Source organism: Streptomyces sp. NPDC026417, from assembly GCF_055567695.1.
Genome location: NZ_JBVHPY010000027.1, coordinates 71,659 through 93,374, shown reverse-complemented (window position 1 = coordinate 93,374; position 21,716 = coordinate 71,659). Strand labels below are relative to the sequence as shown.

The following is a 21,716-nucleotide window of genomic DNA, read 5'->3' as shown; positions in this document are numbered from 1 at the left end:
GTGGGGGGTGATGTTCCAGTGGGCGAGGAGGCGGGTGAGGGCTGTTTGGATGGCGAAGAGTGCGGGTTGGGCGTAGCGGGTTTCGTGGATGGCTTGGTCGTCGCTGAAGATGAGGTCTTTCAGTGGCCGGTCGAGGTGGGGGTCGAGGGCGGCGCACACCTCGTCGAAGGCGTCCGCGAACTCCTGGTACTGGTCGTAGAGTTCGCGTCCCATGCCGGGGCGCTGGCTGCCCTGCCCCGAGTACACGAACGCCGTACCACCCACCGAGGCCCCGACCTGCCCCCGTACCACCGCCGGATGGGCCTGACCCTCGGCCAGTGCCGAGAGGGCCACCGCGGCCGTTTCGTGGTCGGCGGCCAGGACCACCGCGCGGTCCTCGAAATGCGTACGGGTCGAGGCCAGGGCGTATGCCGTGTCGAGCGGTCGCTCTCCCGTGGGCCCCACGGCCCGTACGTGGTCACGCAGCAGGGCCGCCTGCCCGCGTACCGCGGCATCCCCGCGACCGGAGACGAGCCAGGGCAGCGGGCCGGAGGAAGGGCTGGGGACAGGGTCCGCGTCCGCGGCCGCAGGAGCCCGGTCCGGCACTGAAGCACCCACCACCACATGGCAGTTGGTGCCGCCCATGCCGAAGGAGCTCACGCCCGCGATCAGCGGCTGGTCCTGCCGGGGCCACGCTCGCCCCTCGCGCACGACGTCCAGGCCCAGATCGTGCAGCGGGATGGAGGCGGGCGGCGTACGGAAGTTGAGGCTCGCCGGCAGTCGACGGTGACGAACGGACAGAGCGGTCTTGAGCAGGCCCACCAGGCCGGCGGCGCCTTCCAGATGCCCCACATTCGTCTTGACCGAGCCGACGAGCAGAGGCGGTGCCCCGGCCTCCGCGCGCCCGGTGCCCAGAGCGGCGCCCAGTGCGGCGGCTTCGATCGGATCGCCGACCGGCGTGCCCGTGCCGTGCAGTTCGACGTACTGCACCGCCGCGGGCGTCGTGCCCGCCCGGGCGTGGGCCTCGCGGATCACCGCCTCCTGGGCCGCGCCGTCCGGGACGGTCAGACCGGCGGACGCGCCGTCGTTGTTCACGGCGCTGCCCAGCAGGGTGCACAGCACCGGGTCACCGTCGGCCAGGGCCTGGTCCAGCGGCTTGAGGACGACGGCGACGCCGCCCTCGCCGCGGACGTAGCCGTTGGCCTCCTCGTCGAAGGTGCGGAGCGAGCCGTCCGGCGACAGTGCGCCGAACGTGGCGCTCGCGGCCGCGCTCGCCGGGCCCAGGACCAGGTTGACCCCGCCGACGATCGCCACGTCGGACTCGCCGCGGCGCAGGCTCTCGCAGGCGAGGTGCACCGCGACGAGCGACGACGACTGGGCCGAGTCCACGGTGAGACTCGGCCCGGTCAGGCCCAGCACGTACGAGAGCCGGTTGGCGAGGATGCCCCGGTTCAGGCCGGTGATCGTGTGCCGGCCGACCGCGGCGGCACCCTGCCGGTGGTGCAGCGCGGCATAGTCGTCCCAGATGGCGGCGGCGAACACGGCGGTACGGGTGCCCGCCAGGTCCGCCGGGACGATCCGTGCGTTCTCCAGGGCCTCCCAGCCCACTTCCAGGAGCAGCCGCTGCTGCGGATCCGTCGCCGCAGCCTCCCGCGGACCGATGCCGAAGAACGCCGCGTCGAACCTGTCGACACCGTCGAGGAACGCGCCGAACCGTGGCGCGTCCCCGAGATCCCGGTCCTCGGGTGCCTCGCCGACCGAGCCCGCACCCCGGTCGAGCAGGTCCCAGAAGGAGGCCAGGTCCGGCGCACCGGGCAGTCGGCAGGCCGCGCCGACGACGGCGATCGGGACGCCCGGTGCGGGCGCCGAGGGAACGGCTTCGGGGATCGACTGGGCGATGGGATCTGTGGGCATCGTGGGCTACCGGCTCCCTCGTCGACGACGGCACGTCGGTCCGTACCGTGTTCTTGGCTGCGGGATCACGCCCGGCCAGCGTCGGCGTGCCGCCTTACGGAGGGCTTTCGGCGAGCTAAAGCCGTGCCGCGGCTGCGGAGGGGCTTCGCAGCCCGTTCACAGGAACGTGGCAAGCGGCTTCCTAGGGGTGCGGCGAGCGGCGTCGGAGGGGCGCCGCAAGCGGCTTCGAAGTGGTGCCGCGGCCGGGGGTTTGCGCAGGCCGGGGACCCGGCGCCGGACGACCGCCGGGCGGCGCTGCGACGTCGTCGCGGGCCCATGAGCGCGCGGCGGAAGACCCGGAAGGCCGGGGCACGGAAGTCCAGCGGCCACGCGGCCGGACGTTCAGGCGGCCACCCGGACACGAGCGTCGCCTCTCAGACCGTCCTGATCATGTTGCCGTCGACGACGAAGTCCGCCCCGGTGACGCTCGCCGCCAGATCCGATGCCAGGAAGGCCACGAGTGCGGCGATCTCGGGTGGTTCGATGAGCCGGCCGGTCGACACTCCGAGGCGCTCCAGCAGCTCCGGCACCGCGTCGGGGCCACCCGCCGTCATGTCGTCGACGGCCGCTTCGAAGGCGGGAGTGCGCGTCACCCCGGCCGTGATGGTGTTGACCCGTACGCCCCGGTCCGCGACCTGCCCGGCCAGTGCCTTGGAGACGTTGTTCAGCGCGGCCTTGGCGGCGCCGTAGTCGGTCGCCGCCTGCGGGACTCGGGCGGCGACCGACGAGATCGACACGATGCTGCCGCGCCGGTCGAGCAGCAGCGGCAGGGCACTTCGGATGGTGCGGACCGCGGTGAACAGGTTCAGCGCGAACGTCGCGTCCCAGTCCGCGTCGCCGATGCCCGCGAAACCGACCCCGAACGTGCCACCGCCGCCCACGTTGTTGACCAGCAGGTCGAGGCCGCCGAACGCGTCGGCGGCCTCGGCGACCAACTGCTCGGCGGCGCCTTGGACCGTCAGGTCCCCAGCGACGTGCCGTACGTCCAGGGCGTCCAGCGCGGGCGAGGACGTACGGGACGCGGCCACCACCCGTACCCCCTCGGCGAGCAGGGTGCGCACGATGTCCAGGCCGATGCCGCGGCTCGCCCCGGTCACCACCGCCGTCTTGCCCTTCAGCCCGAGATCCACGGCAGGCATCCCTCGGTGAACGCCTGCATGGACTCGCGTGCGGCCTCCGAGGGGAAGCGGCCGAAACGGAAACCGGCGATGACGTAGGTGACCCCGGCTTCGGTCAGCCGCGCGAGCCGCTCCGTCACCTCCTCGGCCGAGCCGGCCACCAGCAGGTCCTCCGCCGCCGCGAGTTCCTCCGTGGACACGTCCTGCGTCCGTGGATAGGGCGCCGCGCCGCCGAGTGGCACGCCTCCCTCGGCCAGCGCGCGCGAGGTGGCGAGCTGCCGGGCCACCTCGCGAACGGCCAGCCGCCGGGTCGCCGGGTCGGTACCCACGTGGACGAAGCGGTTGACCGCGATCTCCCGCCCGGCCGCAGGCACCTCCGCGGACGCGAGGGAGCGGCGCACCGCGCGACAGTGGTCGAGCACGGCGGGCTCGGGCATCGCGGCGTTCACCATGAAGTGGAAACCCTCGCGGACCGCGAACGCGACCGAGTCGGGGCTGAGCGCGGCCGCCCAGATCGGCGGGTGGGGACGCTGCGCCACCCGGGGCAGCACCGTCGCCGGAGCGTCGAGCCGGTGGAAGGCACCCTCGAACGAGGTATCGCGCTCGCTCAGCAGCTTCCGCAGGACCAGCGCCGTCTCCTCGTAGCGCGCCCGGCTGTCCTCGGGCTCACGGCCGAACACCCGGAACTCGTGCGGCTGGTAGCCGCGGCCGATGCCCACGTCGAGCCGCCCGCCCGACAGCACGTCCAGGGTCGACACGTCACAGGCGAGCCGTACCGGATCCCACAGCGGCAGCACCAGCACGGACGTGCCCACCCGCAGACGCGGCGCCAGTGCGGCCACCTGTGCCAGCAACAGCAGCGGGGAGGAGGTCAGGCTGTACGTCGAGAAGTGGTGCTCGGTGACCCACAGGCCGTCGAAGCCGGCGCCGTCCGCCCATGCCGCGTCCTCCAGCAACTCGGTGAACAGGGCCTCGGCGTCCGCGCGTTCCGGCGACGGGGCGAGGTTGAGGAACCCGAGTCCCACCCGCAGGCCGGCCGGTGCCCGCCCGATGGGCACGCTGTCGCTCACCGGTGCAGTCCCCGCCGCAGCGACTCCAGGTGCTCGAGGGCGATCCGGCGCTGCTCACGCGGATCGTCGAGCTGCCCGAACGCGTGGTACTGGCCGGGGAAGTTGTGCAGCTCCACGGACACACCGGCTCGCGCCAGGCGCAGGCCGTACTCGATGCCCTCGTCGCGCAGCGGGTCGAAGTGTGCCGTGGAGATGTACGCGGCCGGCAGACCGGACAGATCCCGGAACCGGGCCGGTGCCGCGTACTCGGGGGCGCTGCCGACGAGGTCGCCGAGATAGAGCTGCCAGCTCTCCTCGGCCAGGCGCCGGCTCCAGATCGGCGTGTCGGTGAACGCCGTCATGGAACCGCTGTCCAGCCGGTCGTCGAGGACCGGCGTGCTCAGATGCTGGAAGACCAGAGGCGGCCCGCCCCGGTCCCGTGCCAGCAGCGCGGTGCCGGCGGCGAGGGCCCCGCCGGAACTGGCCCCGGCCACCGCGAGCCGGCCCGGATCGACGCCCAGCTGCCCGGTGCTCGCCGCCAGCCACTCCAGGACGGCGTAGCAGTCGTCGAGGGCAGCCGGATAGCGGGCTTCCGGGGCCAGCCGGTAGCCGACGGCGACCACGACGGCCGAGGCGTGCACCGCGGCCTGGGCCGCGCTGCCGTGCACGGAGTCGATCCCGCCGAGGACGAATCCGCCGCCGTGGATCCACAGCACCGCGGGCAGGGCCGCAGCGGTGTCGTCCGGACGGTAGATCCGTACCCGTACGTCGGGGGCACCTGGCGGCCCGGGCACCCGCTCCTCGCGTACCCGCACGCCCGGAACGGCCGGTAGCCGGTGCAACTCCAGCGGGGGTGAGCGGTGTTCGGCGAGCACGTCGACCAGTCGTCCGGTCACCGGCATCTCAGTCCTCCTTCGGGGCGAGCGCGATCGCCTGCGCGGGGCACAGCTGCACCGTCTCGCGCAGTCGGGCCTCGTCCGCCTCGCCGTCCACCCGCGCGTCGAGCACGAGCACGGTCCCCTCCTCCGACTGGTCGAACCGGTCGGGTGCGGACAGCACACACTGCCCCGCGCCCAGGCACCGGTCCGGATCCGCCGTGATGCGCATGCGACGCACTTCCTTTCCCGACCACCCGTCCCGGGTGGTCACCATGTGACGGGCAGTTCCCAGACGCCTTGCACGCCGCCCGGCTCCTTCACGGGCAGCCGGTCCGACGGCACGGCGAGCCGCAGACCGGGCAGCCGGCGGAACAGGGTGCTGAGCGCGATCTCCATCTCGGCACGGGCCAGGTTCTGGCCGATGCACTGGTGCACTCCGTGGCCGAACGAGATGTGGTGCCGGGCGCCGCGTGCCACATCGAACGTGTCCGAGCCGGCGAAGGCCAGCTCGTCCCGGTTGGCCGTGGAGATGACCACCACGACACCGTCCCCCGCGCGGATGCGGTGCCCCGCCAGTTCCGTGTCCGTCGTCGCGAACCGGGCCACGCCGTCGGCGATCGCCATGAACCGCAGCAACTCCTCGACGGCCGTCGGCAGCAGCTTCGCGTCGGAGCGGACCGCGGCGAGCTGGTCGGGATTCTCCAGCAGGGTGAGTACACCGAGGGCTATGGCACTCGCGGTGGTCTCGTGGCCCGCGACGAGCAGCAGCAGCGCGATGTCCACCAGCTCACGGCGGGACAGCGCGCCGGTGCCGACCTGCTCGGCGATCAGCGTGTCCAGGAGGCCGTCCCCCGGATGTGCCTGCTTGTACCCGATCAACTCGTCCAGATAGCGGCTGAGTTCACCGAAGGCCGCCGCGCTCTCCTCCAGGCTGGTGGAACCGGTCACGACCCGGCGCGACTGGTGCTCGAAGAACGCGTGGTCGGCATAGGGCACACCGAGGAGTTCGCAGATGACGATGGACGGCACCGGCAGCGCGAAGTCCGGCACCAGGTCCGCCACCGGACCCCGCTCCTCGATCCGGTCCAGGAGGTCGTCGACGACCCGCTGGATCCCGGGCCGCAGCAGCGCGACCTTCTTCACCGTGAAACTGGACAGCATCATCCGCCGCTGCACCGTGTGCTCCGGCGGGTCCATCCCGATGAAGTTGCGGACCTTGCGCGCCGACTCGAACCGGGGCGCGAGCGCCGGGAAGTGCGGGTGGACCCGGTCCGAGGAGAAGGTGGCCGCGTCGAGCAGCACCTGCCGCGCCTCGGCGTGACCGCTGACCGCCCACACCTGACGGCCGTTGTAGAGCCGCACCCGGGACACGGGCCCGTCCTCGGTGTACCGCTCGTACCCGGCGGGCGGGTGGTAGGGGCAGCCTCGGGGCAGCGGGTAGGCGGGCACCTCGGCGGCCGCCGCGGGCGCGGCCTCGGTCGTCTCGGTCATTCCTTGACCTCCAGGACTTTGGGCGCGGCCGGGACCGGGGCGGGGGCCGCCGGCACTTGCGGTCGGCGCGCGGAGAAGCGGCGGACGAGCGGCGCCTCCACCCAGCTGAACAGTGCGTGGGCGAGGATGAGGGAGAGCGCGAACGCCGCCACGGCAAGACCGAAGCCGGCCGCGGGTGACCAGCTCTCGCCCTGCACCAGCCACTTGTGGCCGTAGACGACGACCAGGCCGTGGACCATGTAGAACGCGAACGAGATCTCGCCGAGCCGAACCAGGATCCGTCCGCGCAGCGGCGAGCGTCGCCCGTTCACGTCGGCGAGCGCCGCCGCGGCGACCAGCGGGCCCAGCCACAGCGCGGCGGAACCGGCCACGGAGAACAGGTACGGGACGTAGGAGGTCACGGCGTAGCCGGCCACCGCGATGCCGATCGCCGGGGCCAGTGCGATGCGCGGCCACAGCCCGGCGCGCACGATCCGGGCGAGCAGCATGCCGAGAACGAATTCCAGGGCCCGTACCGGAGGGAAGAAGTACACGAACCAGATCTGCTCGAAGGAGTACGCGCCATCGGCGATGCCCGGGAGTTTCGCGCCGCCGATCGTGTGCTGGGCGACCAGCGGCGCGGCGACGGTCAGGGCGGCGACGAGGGCGACAGCAGCCCACAGCAGGCGGGCGGGTACGGCCTTCACCAGGAGCAGCAGGAGCGGGAACGCCAGGTAGAAGAAGGCCTCGCAGGCCAGGGACCAGCTCACCGCGTTCATCGAGTTGGTGGTGGGCATGTCGGGGAACCAGGTCTGGACGAGGAAGAGGTTCGCCAGGGCCTGCTTGGTGGTGATCCGTTCGGCGGCGATGGTCATGAGGACCGCGGCCAGCACGAAGGTGACCAGGTGGTTGGGGTAGATCTTCACCAGGCGGCGGCGCCACAGGCGCGGAGCGGTGTCGGCGGGCCGTTCCGACCAGGTCAGGACGAAGCCGCTGAGGACGAAGAAGAAGCACACACCGTAGAAGCCGGCCTTGGCCAGGATGTCGCCGAGGGTGTCTCCGATGCCGCCGCCGATGAACCGTGACGGCAGGAACGTGACGTGGAAGGCGAAGACGAGGAAGGCGGCGATGAAGCGAAGTCCCGTCAGGGACGGCAGTTTCCGGGCAGCGGTGCCCGGCGGTGGGGATTGCGGCATGGTCGGTCGCTCCTGGGTGGGAGGGAACAGGCATGCCGAGGCTGGCAGTCGTCGATTGGCCGGATCTAAAGCTGTCCTTTCGCCGGGGTGCGGGAAAGGGGCCGGGGCGCGGGCTCACGTGGGCTCCGCGACGTGGTCGCCGCGACGGGGACGGGGCACGGCGGCCAACAAAGCCTGTGTATACGCGTGTCGGGGTCCGCTGAAGACCTCGTCGACGAGACCGCTCTCCACGACGCGGCCGTCCTTCATGACGAGGACGCGCTCGCTGATCTCCCGGACCACGGCGAGGTCGTGGGAGATGAACAAGGTGGCCAGGCCGAGCTCCTGCTGCAGGGAGCGCAGCAGTCGCAGCACCTGGGCCTGGACGGACACGTCGAGCGCGGAGACCGGTTCGTCGCAGACGAGCAGGCTCGGGCGCGGTGCCAGGGCGCGGGCGATGGCGACGCGCTGGCGCTGCCCGCCGGAGAGGGCGAGGGGCCGGCGCTCCAGGTGACCCTCGCCGAGTCCGACCTGGTTCAGCAGGCGCAGTGTCTCGGCACGCCGTTCCTGGCGGGGGGTGCCGGCGGTGGCGAGGGCCTCGCCGACGATGCGGGCCACGGTCCAGCGGGGGTCGAAGGCGCTGAGCGGGTCCTGCGGGACGAGTTGCAGGGTGCCGCGGCGCGGACGCCGGGCGCGCTCGCGCAGTCCGGTCCAGGGCTCGCCGGCCAGCCGCACCCGTCCGGCGTCGGGCGGGAGCAGTCCGAGGACGATGCGGGCGAGGGTGGACTTGCCCGATCCGGACTCGCCGACGATCCCGAGCGTCTCGCCCGGGTGCAGGGTGAGGGAGACGTCGTCCACGGCGGTGCGGCGTGCGCCCCGGGCTGCCTTGAACTGCTTGACTACGCCGCTCACTTCGAGCAGCGGGCGGCCGGTCCGCGGTGGGGGCTCCGGGCGCCGGTGCGGTCGGCCGCGGCCGGGGACCGCCGCGAGCAGCTCCTTGGTGTAGGGGTGTCGGGGCGAGTCGAGGACTTGGGCCGCGAGGCCGTGCTCGACGATCTCGCCCGCGTGCATGACCGCTATGTCGTCGGCGAGCGCCTCGACGACGGCGAGGTCATGGCTGATGAGGAGCAGTCCCGTGCCGTCCTGCTTGAGGCCGCGGAGCAGTTCCAGGATCCGCGCCTGCACGGAGGCGTCGAGCGCGGTGGTCGGTTCGTCGGCGATGAGGGCGCCGGGTCCGGCGGCGAGTGCCGAGGCGATCAGCGCGCGCTGGCGCAGTCCGCCGGACAGCTGATGGACGTAGCTGCGGGCGCGGGCAGCGGGTTCGGGGACACCGACGCGTTCGAGGAGGTCCACGACCCGGCCGGGTGCCTCGCGGCGCGTGGCGAGGCGGTGGATCAGCAGCGGCTCGGCGATCTCCCGGCCGACGGGACGCAGCGGGTCGAGCGCGACCAGGGCGTCCTGGGCGACGAGGCCGACGCGGCGGCCGCGTACAGAGAGCCAGTCGCGAGGGCCGAAGGCCAGGGCGTCGCGGCCGTCCAGGCGCATGCGTCGCGCGGTGACGTGCGCGGTCGGTCCGGCGAGGCCGAGGAGGGCCCGGGCGAGGGCGCTCTTGCCCGAGCCGGACTCGCCGACGACGGCGAGGCAGCTCCCCGCCTCGAGGCTGAGCGAGACGTCGCGCACGGCGTGCACGGCATCCGGGCCCGACCCGAAGCGCACGTCGAGACCGTCGACGTCGAACAGCGGTACGGGCGTCATGTGACGAGCCGCCCTTCCGAGCGGGCCTGTGCGTGGCGTCCCAGAACGGTGACGGCGAGGACGGTGCCGACGAGCAGCAGGCCGGGGAACAGGGCGATCCACCAGGCCTGTTCGAGGTAGCCCTGGCCTTCGGTGAGCATGGCTCCCCATTCGGGTGTGGGTGGCTGGGCACCGAGTCCGAGGTAACTGAGCGCGGCGCCGGTCGAGATGGAGGCGCCGAGGGTGACCGTGGCGAGGACCAGCAGGGGCCCGACGGTGTTGGGCACGATGTGCCGTACGACGACGAGCGGGCGCGGGACGCCGAGGCCGACCGCCGCCTCGACATAGCCGGATCGGCGTACGACGAGGGCCTGGGCGCGGACCACCCGGGCGAAGCCGGGTGCGGTGCCCACGGCGACGGCCAGGGTGGTGCCCAGCACTCCCTTGCCCGTGATCAGGACGACGAGGAGGGCGAGCAGCAGTCCGGGCAGCGCGAGCAGGGCGTCGGCGGCCCGCATCAGGGCGGCGTCCCCGAACCGGCCCAGGAGCGCGGCGCCCAGACCCCATACGAGGGCCAGGCCCATGCCGACGCCGGTGGCGGCGGCGCCGATCGCCAGGGAGTAGCGGGTGCCGTGGATGACGCGGGCGAACACGTCGCGGCCCAGCTGGTCGGTGCCGAACCAGTGGTGGCCGTCCGGTGGCAGCAGGGCACGGGCGGGGTCGGTCGCGGCGGGGTCGTCGGGTGCGAGGAGCGCGGGCAGGGCGGCCGCGAGCAGGATGAGGCCCAGGACGAGCGCGGCGGCGGCGACCGCGGCGGCGCCGCGCCGGGTGGGACGGCGGCGCGGCGCGGGCCGTGCCGGGCGGGGGAGTGAGGTCATGCCGCGCTCACCCCCGTCTCCCTGCGCAGCCGCGGGTCGACCACGGCGTACGCCAGGTCGACGAGCGCGGCCGCCACGACGAACACGACCGCCGAGAGGGCCACTACGCCCTGGATGACCGGCAGATCCCGGTCGGACACGGCCTGCAGGGTGATGCGGCCGATGCCGGGCCGGGCGAAGACGTTCTCGACGACGACGGCGCCGCCGAGCAGGGTGCCGGTGAACCAGCCGGCCAGGGTGAGCGCGGGCAGCGTGGCGTGGCGCAGTGCGTGCCGGGAGCGGACCTGGTGCTCGGCGAGGCCGCGGGCCCGGGCGGACAGCGTGAAGGGCTGGCCGAGGGCGCCGAGCAGCCCTTCCCGCAGGACCGGGGCGAGCACGGCGGCGATCGGCAGGGCCAGGGTCAGTACCGGCAGCACCAGGGCGCGTGCGTCGCCGGTGTCGGTGACCGGCAGCCAGCCCAGCCGGAACGAGAAGACCGTCAGCAGTACGATGCCGAGCCAGAAGGCGGGCGTGGAGACGACGACCAGCTCCACGACCGAGGACAGCCGGCGGGGCCAGCGGGCTCGCCCGGTGGTGAGCAGGGTGACCGCGACGGCGAGCAGCACGGCCGTGATCGTCGACCACAGGGCGAGCTCGGCCGTCGGCCCCAGTTGGTCGGCCAGGACGTCGCCGACCGGTTGCTGCAGCTGGTACGACTCTCCCAGCCGGCCCTGGGCCAGATGCCCCAGGTGACTTGCGTACTGCACCAGCAGCGGCCGGTCGAGACCGTATTGGTGGCGGATCGCCTCGCGCTGCTCGGCGCCGACGAGCGCGTGGGAGCCGACGACGGCCTTCACCGGGTCGCCCGGCACCAGTTGGAGGACGACGAAGGCGCAGGTGGCCGCCGCCCAGACGACCAGGAGCGCGGAGCCGAGCCGGGTGGCCGCGTAACGCAGCAGGACGGGGGGCCGTGTCATCACTGCTCCACCCACGCGCCGTAGAACTCCGGCCACGCGGAGATCGACAGCCGCAGGCCGTGCACCTTCTTGCTGTGGCCGACGACGGAGTTCTCCACGTAGGCGGGGACGACGACGGCCTGGCGGAGCGTCCACTGCTGCACCTTGGCGTAGTTCTCGGCGCGTTCGGCCGGCTTCTGCGCGCTCTGTGCGGCGTGCAGCCAGCCGTCGACCCGGGGGTCGGCGACGTGCGCGAAGTTGTGGCCGCCGCCGACCGAGGTCTCGGTGGAGAGGAAGAACTGGCTGAGGATGTCGCCGTCGGCGCGTGCCCAGCCGGTCTCGACCACGTCGTACTTTCCCTTGTCGAGGCGGTCGGAGACCTCGGTGGCGTCGGTCGAGGCGTCCAGGACCAGCCGGATGCCGGACTTCTTCAGGTCACCCTGCACCGCCTGCGCGAACACGCTCGGCTGCCCGTAGACGGGTGCACGCACGGTGAGCCGCTTGCCGTTCCTGGTGCGGTAGCCCTGGGCGTCGCGGCCGGTCCAGCCCGCCTCGTCGAGCAGGCGCCCGGCGAGCTTGCGGTCCACGGGCCAGGACTTCTCCAGGGAGGCGTCGTAGCTGTGCGGTGTGGTGGGCGCGAGCGTGCTCCAGGCCCGGGTTCCGGTGCCCAGGAAGACCGACTTCACCAAGGTGTCGAGGTCGATGGCGCGTTGGAAGGCGCGGCGGACGCGCACGTCGGAGAAGAGCGGGCTCTCGGTGTTGAGGTAGAAGCTGTCGACGGCGCCGGGGGTGGCCTTGGTGACGACCTGCACGCGGGTGTTGCGCTTGACGGCGCCGTACTGGTTGGCGGGCAGCGCGCCCGCCGCGTCGACCTGGCCCGAGGTGAGCGTGCCGACGCGGGTGGCGGCCTCGGGGACGAACCGGACGGTGACCTGGTCCAGCCGGGCCGGGCCGGAGTGCCCGGCGCCCTGCGGCGCCCACTTGTAGGCGGCGTTGCGGGTGTAGACGCGCTGCTGCCCGCGGGCGTACGTCTGCGCCTTGAACGGCCCGGAGCCCACGGAGTCGGTGCCCGCGCACAGTTTGTCGTTGCCGTCGTCCAGCGAGGCGGGGGAGGCGATGCCGAGGTTGGTGGTGCTGGCGGCCTGGAGGAAGGGCGCGTAGGGGCGGCTGAACCGGACCTGCACGGTGTACTTGTCCTTGACCGTGGTGGAGCGGTAGGGGCCGAGCAGTCCTGCGGCGTACTGGGACTGGGTGCCCTTGGCGGTGATGTGGTCGAAGTTGGCCTTCACGGCGGCGGCGTCGAGGCGGGTGCCGTCGTGGAACGTGACGTTCTCGCGCAGGGCGAAGGTGTAGGTGCGGCCGTCGTCGCCGATCGTCCATTTCGTGGCGAGCCACGGCTTCAGGTCGCCGTCCGGTGTCTGGTAGACGAGCGAGTCGAAGACGGGACGCTGGACGAAGGAGGTGATGTCCTGCGCGCTGGCGTGCGGGTCCCAGCAGTCGGGTTCCTGGTCCGCGGCATAGGTGAGCGAACCGCCGGACCGGGGAGCCGCCGCCCCGGCGGTACCCGTGTCACCGTCGCTGTTGCTGCAGCCGGCGACGGCGAGCGCGAGGGGGAGGAGCAGGGCTGCTGTGCGGACGGTCCGGCGTGGATGCATGGAGGCTCCGTATGGCGCGAAGGGGTGCGAGTGCCGAGGGAACTGTCGCCATCGGGGCTAAAGCGGGGCTGAAACGCTTTCGTTGGAGCCGGGCCGCACCGCGGCAGCCGCCTGCGCCAGGAGCCGGAAGGAGTGCAGCCGCTCCTCCGGGTCGGGGACGACGGTCAGAGCCATCACCTCGTCGCTGCCGGTCGCCGCGACGAGCGCGTCCAGCTTCTGGCGCACGGTGTCAGGGCCGCCGATCAGCTGCGGTTCGGCGAGGTCGTCGAGGAAGGTCCGCTCGGCGGACGTGAACGTGTGGCGTGCCGCGGTCGCGGCCGAGGGGAAGGCGTCGAAGCGGGGCACCTGACGCATCCGTATCTTGCCGAGCAGATACGGTGCGGCGACCCGCCGGGCGTCCTGGTCGCTGTCCGCCACGGTCGCCAGTACGGCGATGAGCGTCCTGGGCCGGTCCAGGTACGGGGAGGGCCGGAACGCGGTGCGGTAGGCGTCGAGCGAGGGCAGGGTGGCGTAGGGGTTGATCTGGTGCGCGTACGCGTACGGCAGGCCCAGGGCGCCGGCGAGCTGGGCGCTGGAGGGGCTGGACCCGAGTGCCCACAGGTCGGGCCGCCCGTCCGCGGCAGGTACGGCGATGATGCCGGAGGCCGGGTCGCCGGGAGCGAAGTAGCCGTCGAGTTCGACCAGTTGGTGGGCGAAGTCGTCACCGCCGCGATCGGGTGCCCGACGCAGGGCGCGGGCGGTCAGCGGGTCGGTGCCGGGGGCCCGGCCGAGCCCCAGGTCGATGCGGCCCGGGTGCAGCGCCTCCAGGGTGCCGAACTGCTCGGCGACCACCAGGGGCGCGTGGTTGGGCAGGAGGACTCCGCCGGAGCCGACGCGCAGGGTCGTGGTGGCGGCGGCGAGCCGGCCGATGAGGATGCCGGGCGCGGAGGTGGCGAGGCTCGGGGTGTTGTGGTGCTCGGCGACCCAGTACCGCCGGTAGCCGAGGGCCTCGACCTGCGGTGCCAGGGCGACGGTGCGGCGCAGCGCGTGGGTCGCGGAGTCCTCCTCGAAGACGGGGACGACGTCGAGGACGGACAGGGCGAGCGTGGATGCGGGCTGGCTCATCGGTGGACTCCTAGGTGCTCACGGGCGGTGGCCCGGGCTGCGCCCGCCGGCGCGGGGGATCGACCGGCGGGCGCAGCGGCATGGGAAGGCGGCTGTCAGGCGTGGTCCGCCACGGGTTCGGCCGGCGCGGCCGCGGGTGCGGGCTGCGGCCTGCCCGGCAGCAGCAGGCCCGCGACGAAGACGACGACCGCGGCGGCGACCGGCCACCAGAAGGCATTGCCGAAGGTGTCGGCCGTGGGCGTGGTGTGCGCGCCGCCACCCTGCAGGAGCAGCGCGACCACGGCGATGCCCAGGGACGCTCCGATCTGGTTCAGGATGAACACCGCGCCGGTCGCGCCGGCGACGGCTTCGCCGGGCACGGTTCGGTACACCGAGCCCATCGTGGGCGCGCCGACCAGGCCCATGCCGAAGCCCGCGGCGAGCTGCGCGAGCGTCAGCGCGATCTGGGAGCTGCCCGCGTCGGACTGGGTGAACACCAGCGCTCCGGCCCCGATGAGCAGGGCGCCGAGCGGTACGAGCCGCTTCGCGCCGATCCGGTCGGCGAGATTCCCGGCGACGGGCATGCCGATCAGGGTGCCGAATCCGAGCGGGGCGAGCAGCAGCCCGGACTCCAGGACGCTGTGGTCGTGCACCTGCTGGTAGTACAGCGGCAGCAGGAACAGCAGCGAGAACAGTCCGCCGCCGAGGAGGAACATCGTGGCGACGCTGGCCGAGAACCCCTTGCTGGAGAACAGCCGCACGTCGAGCAGCGGGGTCCTGGCCGTGCGCAGCGCGTGCACGGTGTAGGCGGTGAACAGGGCGAGCCCGAGGACGATCCCGGTGATGACGGTGGTGCTGCCGAAGCCGTGTGCGCCCGCCTGGGACAGGGCGTAGACGAGCGCGGCGAATCCGGGGCACAGCAGGGCGACGCCGAGCACGTCCAGCGGCACCGGCTCGGTGCCGCGCGGCGGGTCGGCGGGGAGTACCCGGACGGCGAGGATGATCGCGGCGAGTGCGAACGGGATGTTCACCAGGAACATCCACTCCCACGAGAGGTTCTCCAGGAGCAGGCCGCCCACGATGGGGCCGACGACGGGACCCAGGGTGATCGGTACGGAGATCAGGCCCATCACCCGGCCCATCCGCTCGGGGCCCGCGGCGGTCGCGACGACGGTCATCATGATCGGGTCGACCATGCCGCCGCCCAGTCCCTGCAGGACCCGGAAGGCGATCAGGCTCTCCGCGTTCCAGGCGACGGCGCACAGGGCCGAGCCCGCGAGGAACACGGTCAGGCCGAGCAGCCACATCTTCTTGGCGCCGAAGCGGACCGTGGCCCAGCCGGCCACCGGGATGGCCAGTGCAACGGCCAGCAGATAGCCGGTGGTGACCCACTCGATGGTGGAGAGGGTCGCGTGGAACTCGCCGCCGAGCGTGCTGATCCCGACGTTGACGATGGTCGCGTCCAGGTAGGACATCATCCCGCCGAGCACCATCACGCCCACCACGGTGAGCAGTGCGGCATCGAGCCGGGCGGGCCCGGTCTCGTCCGCCTTCGTTACAGACACAGCAACTCCCTTTAACCGACTCACTCTGTAAATTGAACTGGGTAGTTAAATTCTGTGGCTGGCACGGTAGCATGGCCGCATGAACGTTGGCGAGAGCGAAAAGGCCGCAGCAATCCCCGCCGAGCGGGGTCGCATGGACAAGCGCAGGGCGATCGTCGACGCGGCACTGCGCGTCTTCGCGCGCGTGGGCTACACGCAGGCGAGCCTCGATCTGATCGCCGTGGAGGCGGGTGTCTCGAAGCCGACGATCTACAACCACCTCGGCTCGAAGGAGAACCTCTTCCGGTACGTCATGACCGAGACGGCCGCCGGATCCAACGCCAAGACCCTGCACGTCCTGCAGGACTTCCCCACCGATCCCGAGGGGCTGCGGCCCGGCCTCCAGGACATCGCGCACAAGCTGGTCGACTGCTACTGCGACGAGCGCTCCGAGGCGGTGCGCCGGCTGTTGTACGCGGAGGCCGTGCGCTTCCCCGACCTGTTCGACGCCGTCCGGGCCAGTGGGCCCGACCAGTTCACCGAGGCCCTCGCCGGCCGGCTGGCCCGCCTGTCCAACGCCGGACACCTGCGGATCGAGGACCCGGTGCGGGCCGCCAACCAGTTCATCGCGCTCATCTACGACGAGCTCCCGGGCATGAGCGCCCTGGGCACCCGTCCGCTCGACCCCGAGGAGGTCGCCGAGGTCGTCTCGGCCGGCGTGGAGACGTTTCTGCGGGCCTTCGGCGCGGGCGAGGAGCACCTCAGCGGCTGAAACCGCCGAAGGAGCCACGGTAGAACAGCAGCGGCTCCCCGTCCGCGGTCGCGTCCAGGGCGCGCACCCGCGTGAGCACGATGGTGTGGTCCCCGGCGGCGTGCTCCGCCTCCACCGAGCACTCCAGCCAGGCCAGTGAACCCTCCAGGACGGGGGTCCCGCCGGGCGAACCTGTCCACGGCAGCCCGCTGAACTTGTCCGTGCCCGATGCGGAGAGCCGCATGGCCGCCTCCTTCTGACCGGCGCCCAGGATGCTGATCCCGAGGAGTCCGGCCCCCCTGATGCGCGGCCAGCTGCTGCTGGTGTGCGCCACGCAGAAGGACACGAGGGCCGGTTCGAGCGACACCGAGCAGAACGAGTTCGCCACGAGTCCCGCGCGCGTACCGTCGGCCGGATCGGCCGCGGCGACCGCGACCACCCCGGTCGCGAACCGGCCGAGCACGTTGCGCAGACATCGGGAGCCGCCCTCCAGCAGCATCTCGCTCACGCGCGCCGCCTTCCGCCGTAGCGCAACCGGGCGAACTCCCGTGTCAGCGCCGTGCGTTCGGCCCCGTACCCGCCGCGCATCCGCAGCACGGAGAGCAGGGTCCACAAGCGGGTCTGGGCGAAGTGCGACGGTGAGCCGTGCACGTCGTCGTGAGCCAGCAGGCGTATCCCGCGCACCCGTTCACGCAGCAGACGCGCGTCGGCCGACGGGATGATCTCGTCCCGCAAACTGGTCACATGGGCCACCGGCACGCGCAGCGCGGCCAGTTCGTCCCCGCTCAGCGCCCAGTCCCGGACCAGGTCGTACACCTTCTCCGGCGCGGTGCCGGTGAGATGGGCGAGAGTGTCGGTGGTGACCTGGGGTACTCGCCGCTGCCAGTCGGCGTCCGTGAAGAAGTCCCGCACCGGCAGCCCGGCCCCCACGACCCCCCTGATCCGCTCGTCGCGCAGCGCCGCCCGCAGCGCCAGGTGACCGCTGAAGCTCAGGGCCAGCGCATAGGTACGCGACACGTCCGCCCGCCCGGCGACCGCGTCCAGCAGCGCCGAGAACATGCCCGGGGCGTCCGCGTCGTAGGGCAGCGTGTTCTCACCGACGCCCGGCATCTCCGTGACCACGCCCGCGAAGCCGAGGTCGCCGAGCTGGGTCAGCACCGGCGCCCACTGCTCCTTGACGGACACGATGCCGCCGGTCAGCACCAGCAGGGGCCGCGGCTCGGCGGCGTCGAGCCCCACCGTCCAGCAGCGCACCCGGCCCGCGGGCAGGGTCACGTCGAGGCGCTCGATCGACGGGAAGACGTCTGCGCGCCAGGCGTCGAACGCCGCGGTGCAGCGGTCCAGAGCCGTCTGCCGGGCCGGGCCGTCCACGAAGGGGAAGCGGGCCATGTTGTAGTGCACACAGGCGTCCAGCAGCCGTCCCTCCTGGGCCAGCCGGTCCGCCTCGGTGCTCCACTCGTGCACCCACGACCCCGGCGTGCCGTCGCCGTCGTCGCGGACCCGGGCGAGCAGCGGATCGTAGTGCTCGGGGGGCAGACCCTGCGACCGGGTGTGCGCGACCACGAAGTTCTTGAGTTCCGCGATGTCGTTCATACGCTCTCCAGCGCCTCCTTGACCTCGGTCAGCACGTCCGCCGCCTCGGCCCCGTCGATCACGCGGTGGTCGAAGCAGAGACTGAGCCGCAGCACGGGCGCGACCGCCACGACCCCCTCGCGCACCACCGGCCGGTCGGTGACCCGGCCCACCCCGAACGTCAGCGTCGTACCGCCCACCGACTGGAAGGAGTCCACCGCCCGGTGGCCCAGGGACGTCACCGCGACGGTGCCCGTCAGGTGCGGCCGCAGCTCCAGCGAGCGGGCGGCCCGCCGGAACCGCCGCCGGGCCGCGATCAGCGCCCCCCGGTGCAGCGCCCGGATGCCCTCGAAATCCGGCGCCCGCTGCGGATCACTCGACCGGACCCGCTCCACATGGGCCTGGATGTCGGCGAGTTCGGCCTGGTGCAGGTCCGGCACCACGGCGCCGAGCACCACTCGGTGCCCGGCGAGCGTGCGGTCCAGGGTGAGCTTGCCGCTGACGAACGGATAGCGGGCTATACGTGGCCGCCAGGGAGGGCCGCTCACAGCGGCGTTGGCGTCGGGATGCTTGGCCAGCACGCCGCCCACCGCGCGCAGCACGTACGCGGTCGTCGCATACCGCACCCCGTCGGATTCCTGGGCCGCCGCACGGTGCGCACGGACCGCGCTCATGTCGACCTCGGTGTCCAGGAAGACCGGGGCGAACTCCTTCACCACCTCCTGGAAGAAGAGCGTGTGCCGGCGCTGGCGGGGGAGTGGTTCACCGGTCCGCCGTGTGCTCATGACGCGGTCGCCAGTCGGTAGACGGCCTCCAGGGACGGCGCCTCCAGGACCTCGGCGAGGACCAGCGGGCGCCCGGTCTCCCGTTCCAGGATCGTGCACAACGACAGCAGGTGCACCGAATCCCACGAGGGGACGGCGTCGAAGCCGAGACCGACGTCCTCGGCGGTGACGGACAGGGCGAGTTCGTCGCGCAGCAGGGCCACGAAGTCGTCGATGGAATTCACGGGGTGTCGTTCCCTCCCGGTTCGGGCCGCAGCCGCGCGGTCAGACGGATGTGCTCCGGCGGCGCCGGCACCCGGTCGAGGTCGTGCCGGAACAGCGCCCCGGCCCCGCCCTGCTCTCCGGCGACCGGCGCGAAGCCCGAGCGGGTGTAGAAGTCGGCGACCTTGCCGTTCTTCGGGCTCGGCACATAGCGGCCGATCACCTGACGGGCGCCGGTGGCGCGGGCGTCCGCCAGCACGGCCGCGAGGACCGCCTGCTCGATGCCGCGCGAGAACACCCGGCAACTGAGCAGGAAGTTGTCCAGTACGACGGCGTCGCCGTCGCGGTGCAGCAGCACCGTCCCGACCAGCCCGTTGTCCCCGAACCGGTCCCGGGACTCGATCACCAGGACGTCCGAGCCGGGCGCCCGAACGAGCGCCTGCACGTCGGAGGGCTGCAGCCGCTCGGTGGTCAGATTGAACTGATTGGTGCGCAGGGTGATCTGCGAGACCCGGGCGAGCTGCCCGGCCGTGGCGGGCGCGACCGTCACCGCGATGTCCAGCTCGCGGAGATAGCCCTCCAGTGAGTCGAAGTCGTCCAGGAAGTCCTTGCGTGCCCGCTCCTGCCGGTACCTGGTGGGTCTGGCCCGGTCCTCCGCGGTCAGCTCCACCACGTCGAACCAGCCGTCGTGCAGCAGGTCGCCGACGTGCCGGGCCGGCTCTTCGCCCACCGCGACCACCGCGACACCCGGCAGTTCCCGGCGCACCAGACCGCGTTCGAAGGAGCTGTCGTCGACGAACACCACGCTGTCCACGGACAGGTTCAGATCCGCGGCGAGCTCCGTCAGGTTCTCGTGCTTGGGTCGCCAGTCGGCCCGTACCTGCACGAAGTCCGTCTCGCGCAGGGCCAGGTCCGGGTGGTCGCGCAGCACCTTCTCGACCGGCTCCAGGTCGTTCTTGCTGACCGCGGCCAGCAGCACGCCCTGCGCGGACAGCTGCCGGGCCACCCGCTGGAAGCGCTGGAACGCTTCGCCGCGGTAGCCGCCCGCCACCTCGATGCCCTCCGGCCCGGCCTCGCCGAGGACTCCGCCCCAGAGCGTGCCGTCCAGGTCCAGGGCCAGCACCTTCTTGCCGCCGCCCGTGGACTGGCGCAGCAGATGCCCCACCTCGCGGGCGTACGCCGCCAGCAGTTCCGGCGACAGATGCGCCTTGGCGTAGACGCTCTGCCGCACGTCACGGGCGGGCAGCCCCTCGGCGAGCAGCGGGTCGAGGTCCACGGTGACGGTCCCCGGCCGCCGCTCCGGCAGCCGGAGCAGCCGGGCATTGGCCTCACGCCACAGCACGCCGAGCCGGGCGCGCGAACGCAGGTCGACCAGCTGGGCGGTCAACTCGCGTGGCAGAGGCAGGGTGTTGAGGACGAGCGTGGCGGCGGGTGCGGCCCGAGCGAAGACCTCGGCCGCGTGCTCCACCAGATCGACCTTGTGGGCCAGGACCCGCTCGGCGTCCTCCACGGTCCACGGCACCGGCAGCTCGTCGGCGATCAGCGCCGCGTCCAGCACACAGAGGACGAACGCGGGAGCCCGTGCGTACAGCGCGCTGTCCGGGGTGAGCAGATCGAAGACCCAGCTGTCGAACTCCGACAGCTCCACCCGGGCCAGGAGACCGTGCCGGGCGGCCTGCGCGGTGAGCGCCGGGACCAGGGCGGACAGGGTGCCGTGACCGGTCACGGCGACGAGGGGCGCGGGCGTGTCCGGGTGGGCGGCCAGCACCTCGTCGGCGTCGGCCCTGGCCAGCAGGTGGCCCGCACGGGCAAGACCCGCGTCGTCCAGCTCCGCCAACAAGCCGCGCACGTACGGGTAGCGGGCGGCGAGAAGGCCGCTGCGGTGCAGCTCGGCGAGGCCGGCCACGGCGTCCTGCGTCACGGTGCGCTCCCCTCCAGCGCGAAACCGGCCTTGAGCCACTTGCTGGACTCGATCGAGATGCCCAGCGCCCGCTCCCCGGCGCGGAGTTCGGTCAGGGCACGCTCCAGCTGGAGGAAGACGATGGCGTTGCCGCAGTTGCCCGCCTCGTCGACCACCGACACGTCCCGCGCCGCGGGCAGGGCGAGCCGGTCGCTGATCAGCTTGGTCATCCGGCCCGACAGTTGCGGCGGCAGCAGCAGGCCCACGTCCTCGGCACGCCAGCCGGAATCCGCGAGGAGTTCGTGCAGCACCTCCTCGGTCATCCGGGGCACGTGCTCCTCGATCGCCTTGTAGTCCTCGGTCGCCGCGGGCCGGTCGCTGCCCCGGTCGGCGGGACCGAACCACTCCAGTACCGCGCCCGGTTCACGGCCCAGACCGACCAGCCGGGTGAACAGGGCCCGTACCGCGGCCGAGCCCGGGGCCGGCTCGGCGGACACGACGGCAGCGCCCGCCGCGTCCCCGAACAGCACGAAGTTGACCAGCTCGGCCGGGTCCGCCCGGCGCAGATCGGTCGTCACGTCGTAGAACCGGGCGATGACGTCCCCACCGAGGACCAGCACCCGGCGGGCGGCGCCCCCGAGGACCAGCTGACGCGCCACGTCGAGTGCCTGCACGGCGCCCGAGCAGCCCGACTGGAGCTGGAAGCTGCGGACCTGGTCGATGCCGAGCCGGTCCGCGACGACGTTGACCGTGGCCGGCATCAACCGGTCCGGGGTCGCGGTGCCCAGCACCACCGCGTCGATGTCGCCGGGGGCGAGAGCTGCCGCCTTGAGCGCCTTGCGGCCCGCCTCCTCCGCGAGATCGGCGAGGGTGCCGGTGAGTCGGCCCGACTCCAGGTCGAGGGCCAGATGCCGCGACCTGGTGCCGATGAACGCCTCGACCCACTGCTCCCACAGTGCGTCCATGCCGAACCGCCGGGCCAGCGCCGCGTTGTCCACGGGCGGGCCGGGCAGCGCGGAGGCCGCCGACAGAATGTGCACGTCCTGCTGGGACATG

The 21,716-nt window shown here is 72.7% G+C and carries 20 protein-coding genes; 1 reads left to right on the top strand and 19 read right to left on the bottom strand.

All coding sequences use genetic code 11. The features are described from left to right. The 13 genes from ACZ4NT_RS32840 to ACZ4NT_RS32780 form a co-directional block, all read right to left on the bottom strand. Positions 1 to 1,893 (bottom strand): type I polyketide synthase (locus ACZ4NT_RS32840; RefSeq protein WP_467728678.1); only part of this gene is annotated, 1,893 nt, incomplete at its 3' end. A gap of 413 nt (positions 1,894 to 2,306) precedes the next feature. Continuing rightward, the gene (locus ACZ4NT_RS32835; RefSeq protein ID WP_467728676.1) at positions 2,307 to 3,071 is read right to left on the bottom strand and encodes an SDR family oxidoreductase; all 765 of its coding nucleotides are present in this window, start codon (positions 3,069 to 3,071) and stop codon (positions 2,307 to 2,309) included. Next, positions 3,047 to 4,120 (bottom strand): LLM class flavin-dependent oxidoreductase, encoded by a 1,074-nt coding sequence (locus ACZ4NT_RS32830; protein WP_467728674.1) that lies wholly within the window; start codon positions 4,118 to 4,120, stop codon positions 3,047 to 3,049. Before ACZ4NT_RS32830 ends, ACZ4NT_RS32835 begins: the two co-directional genes overlap by 25 nt. Next, positions 4,117 to 5,001, bottom strand: a complete 885-nt coding sequence (locus ACZ4NT_RS32825; RefSeq protein WP_467728672.1) for an alpha/beta hydrolase — start codon at positions 4,999 to 5,001, stop codon at positions 4,117 to 4,119. Before ACZ4NT_RS32825 ends, ACZ4NT_RS32830 begins: the two co-directional genes overlap by 4 nt. A gap of 1 nt (position 5,002) precedes the next feature. Beyond that, a complete protein-coding gene (locus tag ACZ4NT_RS32820; RefSeq protein WP_121408904.1) occupies positions 5,003 to 5,206 on the bottom strand; it encodes a ferredoxin in 204 nt (67 codons plus the stop codon). Positions 5,207 to 5,244: 38 nt separating this feature from the next. Beyond that, positions 5,245 to 6,468, bottom strand: coding sequence for a cytochrome P450 (locus ACZ4NT_RS32815; RefSeq protein ID WP_121408903.1), 1,224 nt, complete (start codon positions 6,466 to 6,468; stop codon positions 5,245 to 5,247). Next, positions 6,465 to 7,643, bottom strand: a complete 1,179-nt coding sequence (locus tag ACZ4NT_RS32810) for an acyltransferase family protein (protein ID WP_121408902.1) — start codon at positions 7,641 to 7,643, stop codon at positions 6,465 to 6,467. The genes ACZ4NT_RS32815 and ACZ4NT_RS32810 overlap by 4 nt, the downstream gene beginning before the upstream one ends. Positions 7,644 to 7,757: 114 nt before the next feature. After that, a complete protein-coding gene (locus ACZ4NT_RS32805) occupies positions 7,758 to 9,377 on the bottom strand; it encodes a dipeptide ABC transporter ATP-binding protein (protein WP_467728669.1) in 1,620 nt (539 codons plus the stop codon). Beyond that, positions 9,374 to 10,234 carry an ABC transporter permease gene (locus ACZ4NT_RS32800; RefSeq protein WP_121408900.1) on the bottom strand — a complete coding sequence of 287 codons (861 nt, stop codon included), beginning with the start codon at positions 10,232 to 10,234 and terminating at the stop codon, positions 9,374 to 9,376. The genes ACZ4NT_RS32805 and ACZ4NT_RS32800 overlap by 4 nt, the downstream gene beginning before the upstream one ends. Then, positions 10,231 to 11,190 (bottom strand): ABC transporter permease, encoded by a 960-nt coding sequence (locus ACZ4NT_RS32795; protein ID WP_467728666.1) that lies wholly within the window; start codon positions 11,188 to 11,190, stop codon positions 10,231 to 10,233. The genes ACZ4NT_RS32800 and ACZ4NT_RS32795 overlap by 4 nt, the downstream gene beginning before the upstream one ends. After that, positions 11,190 to 12,824, bottom strand: a complete 1,635-nt coding sequence (locus ACZ4NT_RS32790; protein ID WP_467728664.1) for an ABC transporter substrate-binding protein — start codon at positions 12,822 to 12,824, stop codon at positions 11,190 to 11,192. Before ACZ4NT_RS32790 ends, ACZ4NT_RS32795 begins: the two co-directional genes overlap by 1 nt. A gap of 57 nt (positions 12,825 to 12,881) precedes the next feature. After that, positions 12,882 to 13,928, bottom strand: coding sequence for an LLM class flavin-dependent oxidoreductase (locus ACZ4NT_RS32785; RefSeq protein WP_121408897.1), 1,047 nt, complete (start codon positions 13,926 to 13,928; stop codon positions 12,882 to 12,884). Positions 13,929 to 14,023: 95 nt separating this feature from the next. Continuing rightward, positions 14,024 to 15,472, bottom strand: coding sequence for a DHA2 family efflux MFS transporter permease subunit (locus ACZ4NT_RS32780; RefSeq protein WP_467728661.1), 1,449 nt, complete (start codon positions 15,470 to 15,472; stop codon positions 14,024 to 14,026). Positions 15,473 to 15,551: 79 nt separating this feature from the next. Between ACZ4NT_RS32780 and ACZ4NT_RS32775 the strand changes: the two genes are divergently transcribed. Next, positions 15,552 to 16,223, top strand: a complete 672-nt coding sequence (locus ACZ4NT_RS32775) for a TetR/AcrR family transcriptional regulator (RefSeq protein WP_121408896.1) — start codon at positions 15,552 to 15,554, stop codon at positions 16,221 to 16,223. Here the strand turns inward: ACZ4NT_RS32775 and ACZ4NT_RS32770 are convergent. The 6 genes from ACZ4NT_RS32770 to ACZ4NT_RS32745 are packed head-to-tail and all read right to left on the bottom strand — an operon-like array spanning position 16,213 to position 21,715. Then, positions 16,213 to 16,701: a flavin reductase family protein gene (locus ACZ4NT_RS32770; protein WP_121409458.1), complete on the bottom strand. Its 489-nt coding sequence runs from the start codon at positions 16,699 to 16,701 to the stop codon at positions 16,213 to 16,215. The two genes, ACZ4NT_RS32775 and ACZ4NT_RS32770, sit on opposite strands and share 11 nt — an antisense overlap. Positions 16,702 to 16,706: 5 nt before the next feature. Further along, entirely contained in the window at positions 16,707 to 17,795 is a 1,089-nt protein-coding gene (locus ACZ4NT_RS32765; RefSeq protein ID WP_467728659.1) for an alpha/beta fold hydrolase, read from the bottom strand. Further along, entirely contained in the window at positions 17,792 to 18,559 is a 768-nt protein-coding gene (locus tag ACZ4NT_RS32760; RefSeq protein ID WP_121408894.1) for a 2-oxo acid dehydrogenase subunit E2, read from the bottom strand. The genes ACZ4NT_RS32765 and ACZ4NT_RS32760 overlap by 4 nt, the downstream gene beginning before the upstream one ends. Next, a complete protein-coding gene (locus ACZ4NT_RS32755) occupies positions 18,556 to 18,783 on the bottom strand; it encodes an acyl carrier protein (RefSeq protein ID WP_121408893.1) in 228 nt (75 codons plus the stop codon). The genes ACZ4NT_RS32760 and ACZ4NT_RS32755 overlap by 4 nt, the downstream gene beginning before the upstream one ends. Beyond that, on the bottom strand, positions 18,780 to 20,681 hold the full coding sequence (locus tag ACZ4NT_RS32750; protein ID WP_467728658.1) for an HAD-IIIC family phosphatase: 1,902 nt from the start codon (positions 20,679 to 20,681) through the stop codon (positions 18,780 to 18,782). Before ACZ4NT_RS32750 ends, ACZ4NT_RS32755 begins: the two co-directional genes overlap by 4 nt. Continuing rightward, complete coding sequence (locus ACZ4NT_RS32745) at positions 20,678 to 21,715, bottom strand: 3-oxoacyl-ACP synthase III family protein (RefSeq protein ID WP_121408892.1); 1,038 nt, start codon at positions 21,713 to 21,715, stop codon at positions 20,678 to 20,680. The genes ACZ4NT_RS32750 and ACZ4NT_RS32745 overlap by 4 nt, the downstream gene beginning before the upstream one ends. Between the last annotated feature and the right edge of the window lies 1 nt (position 21,716).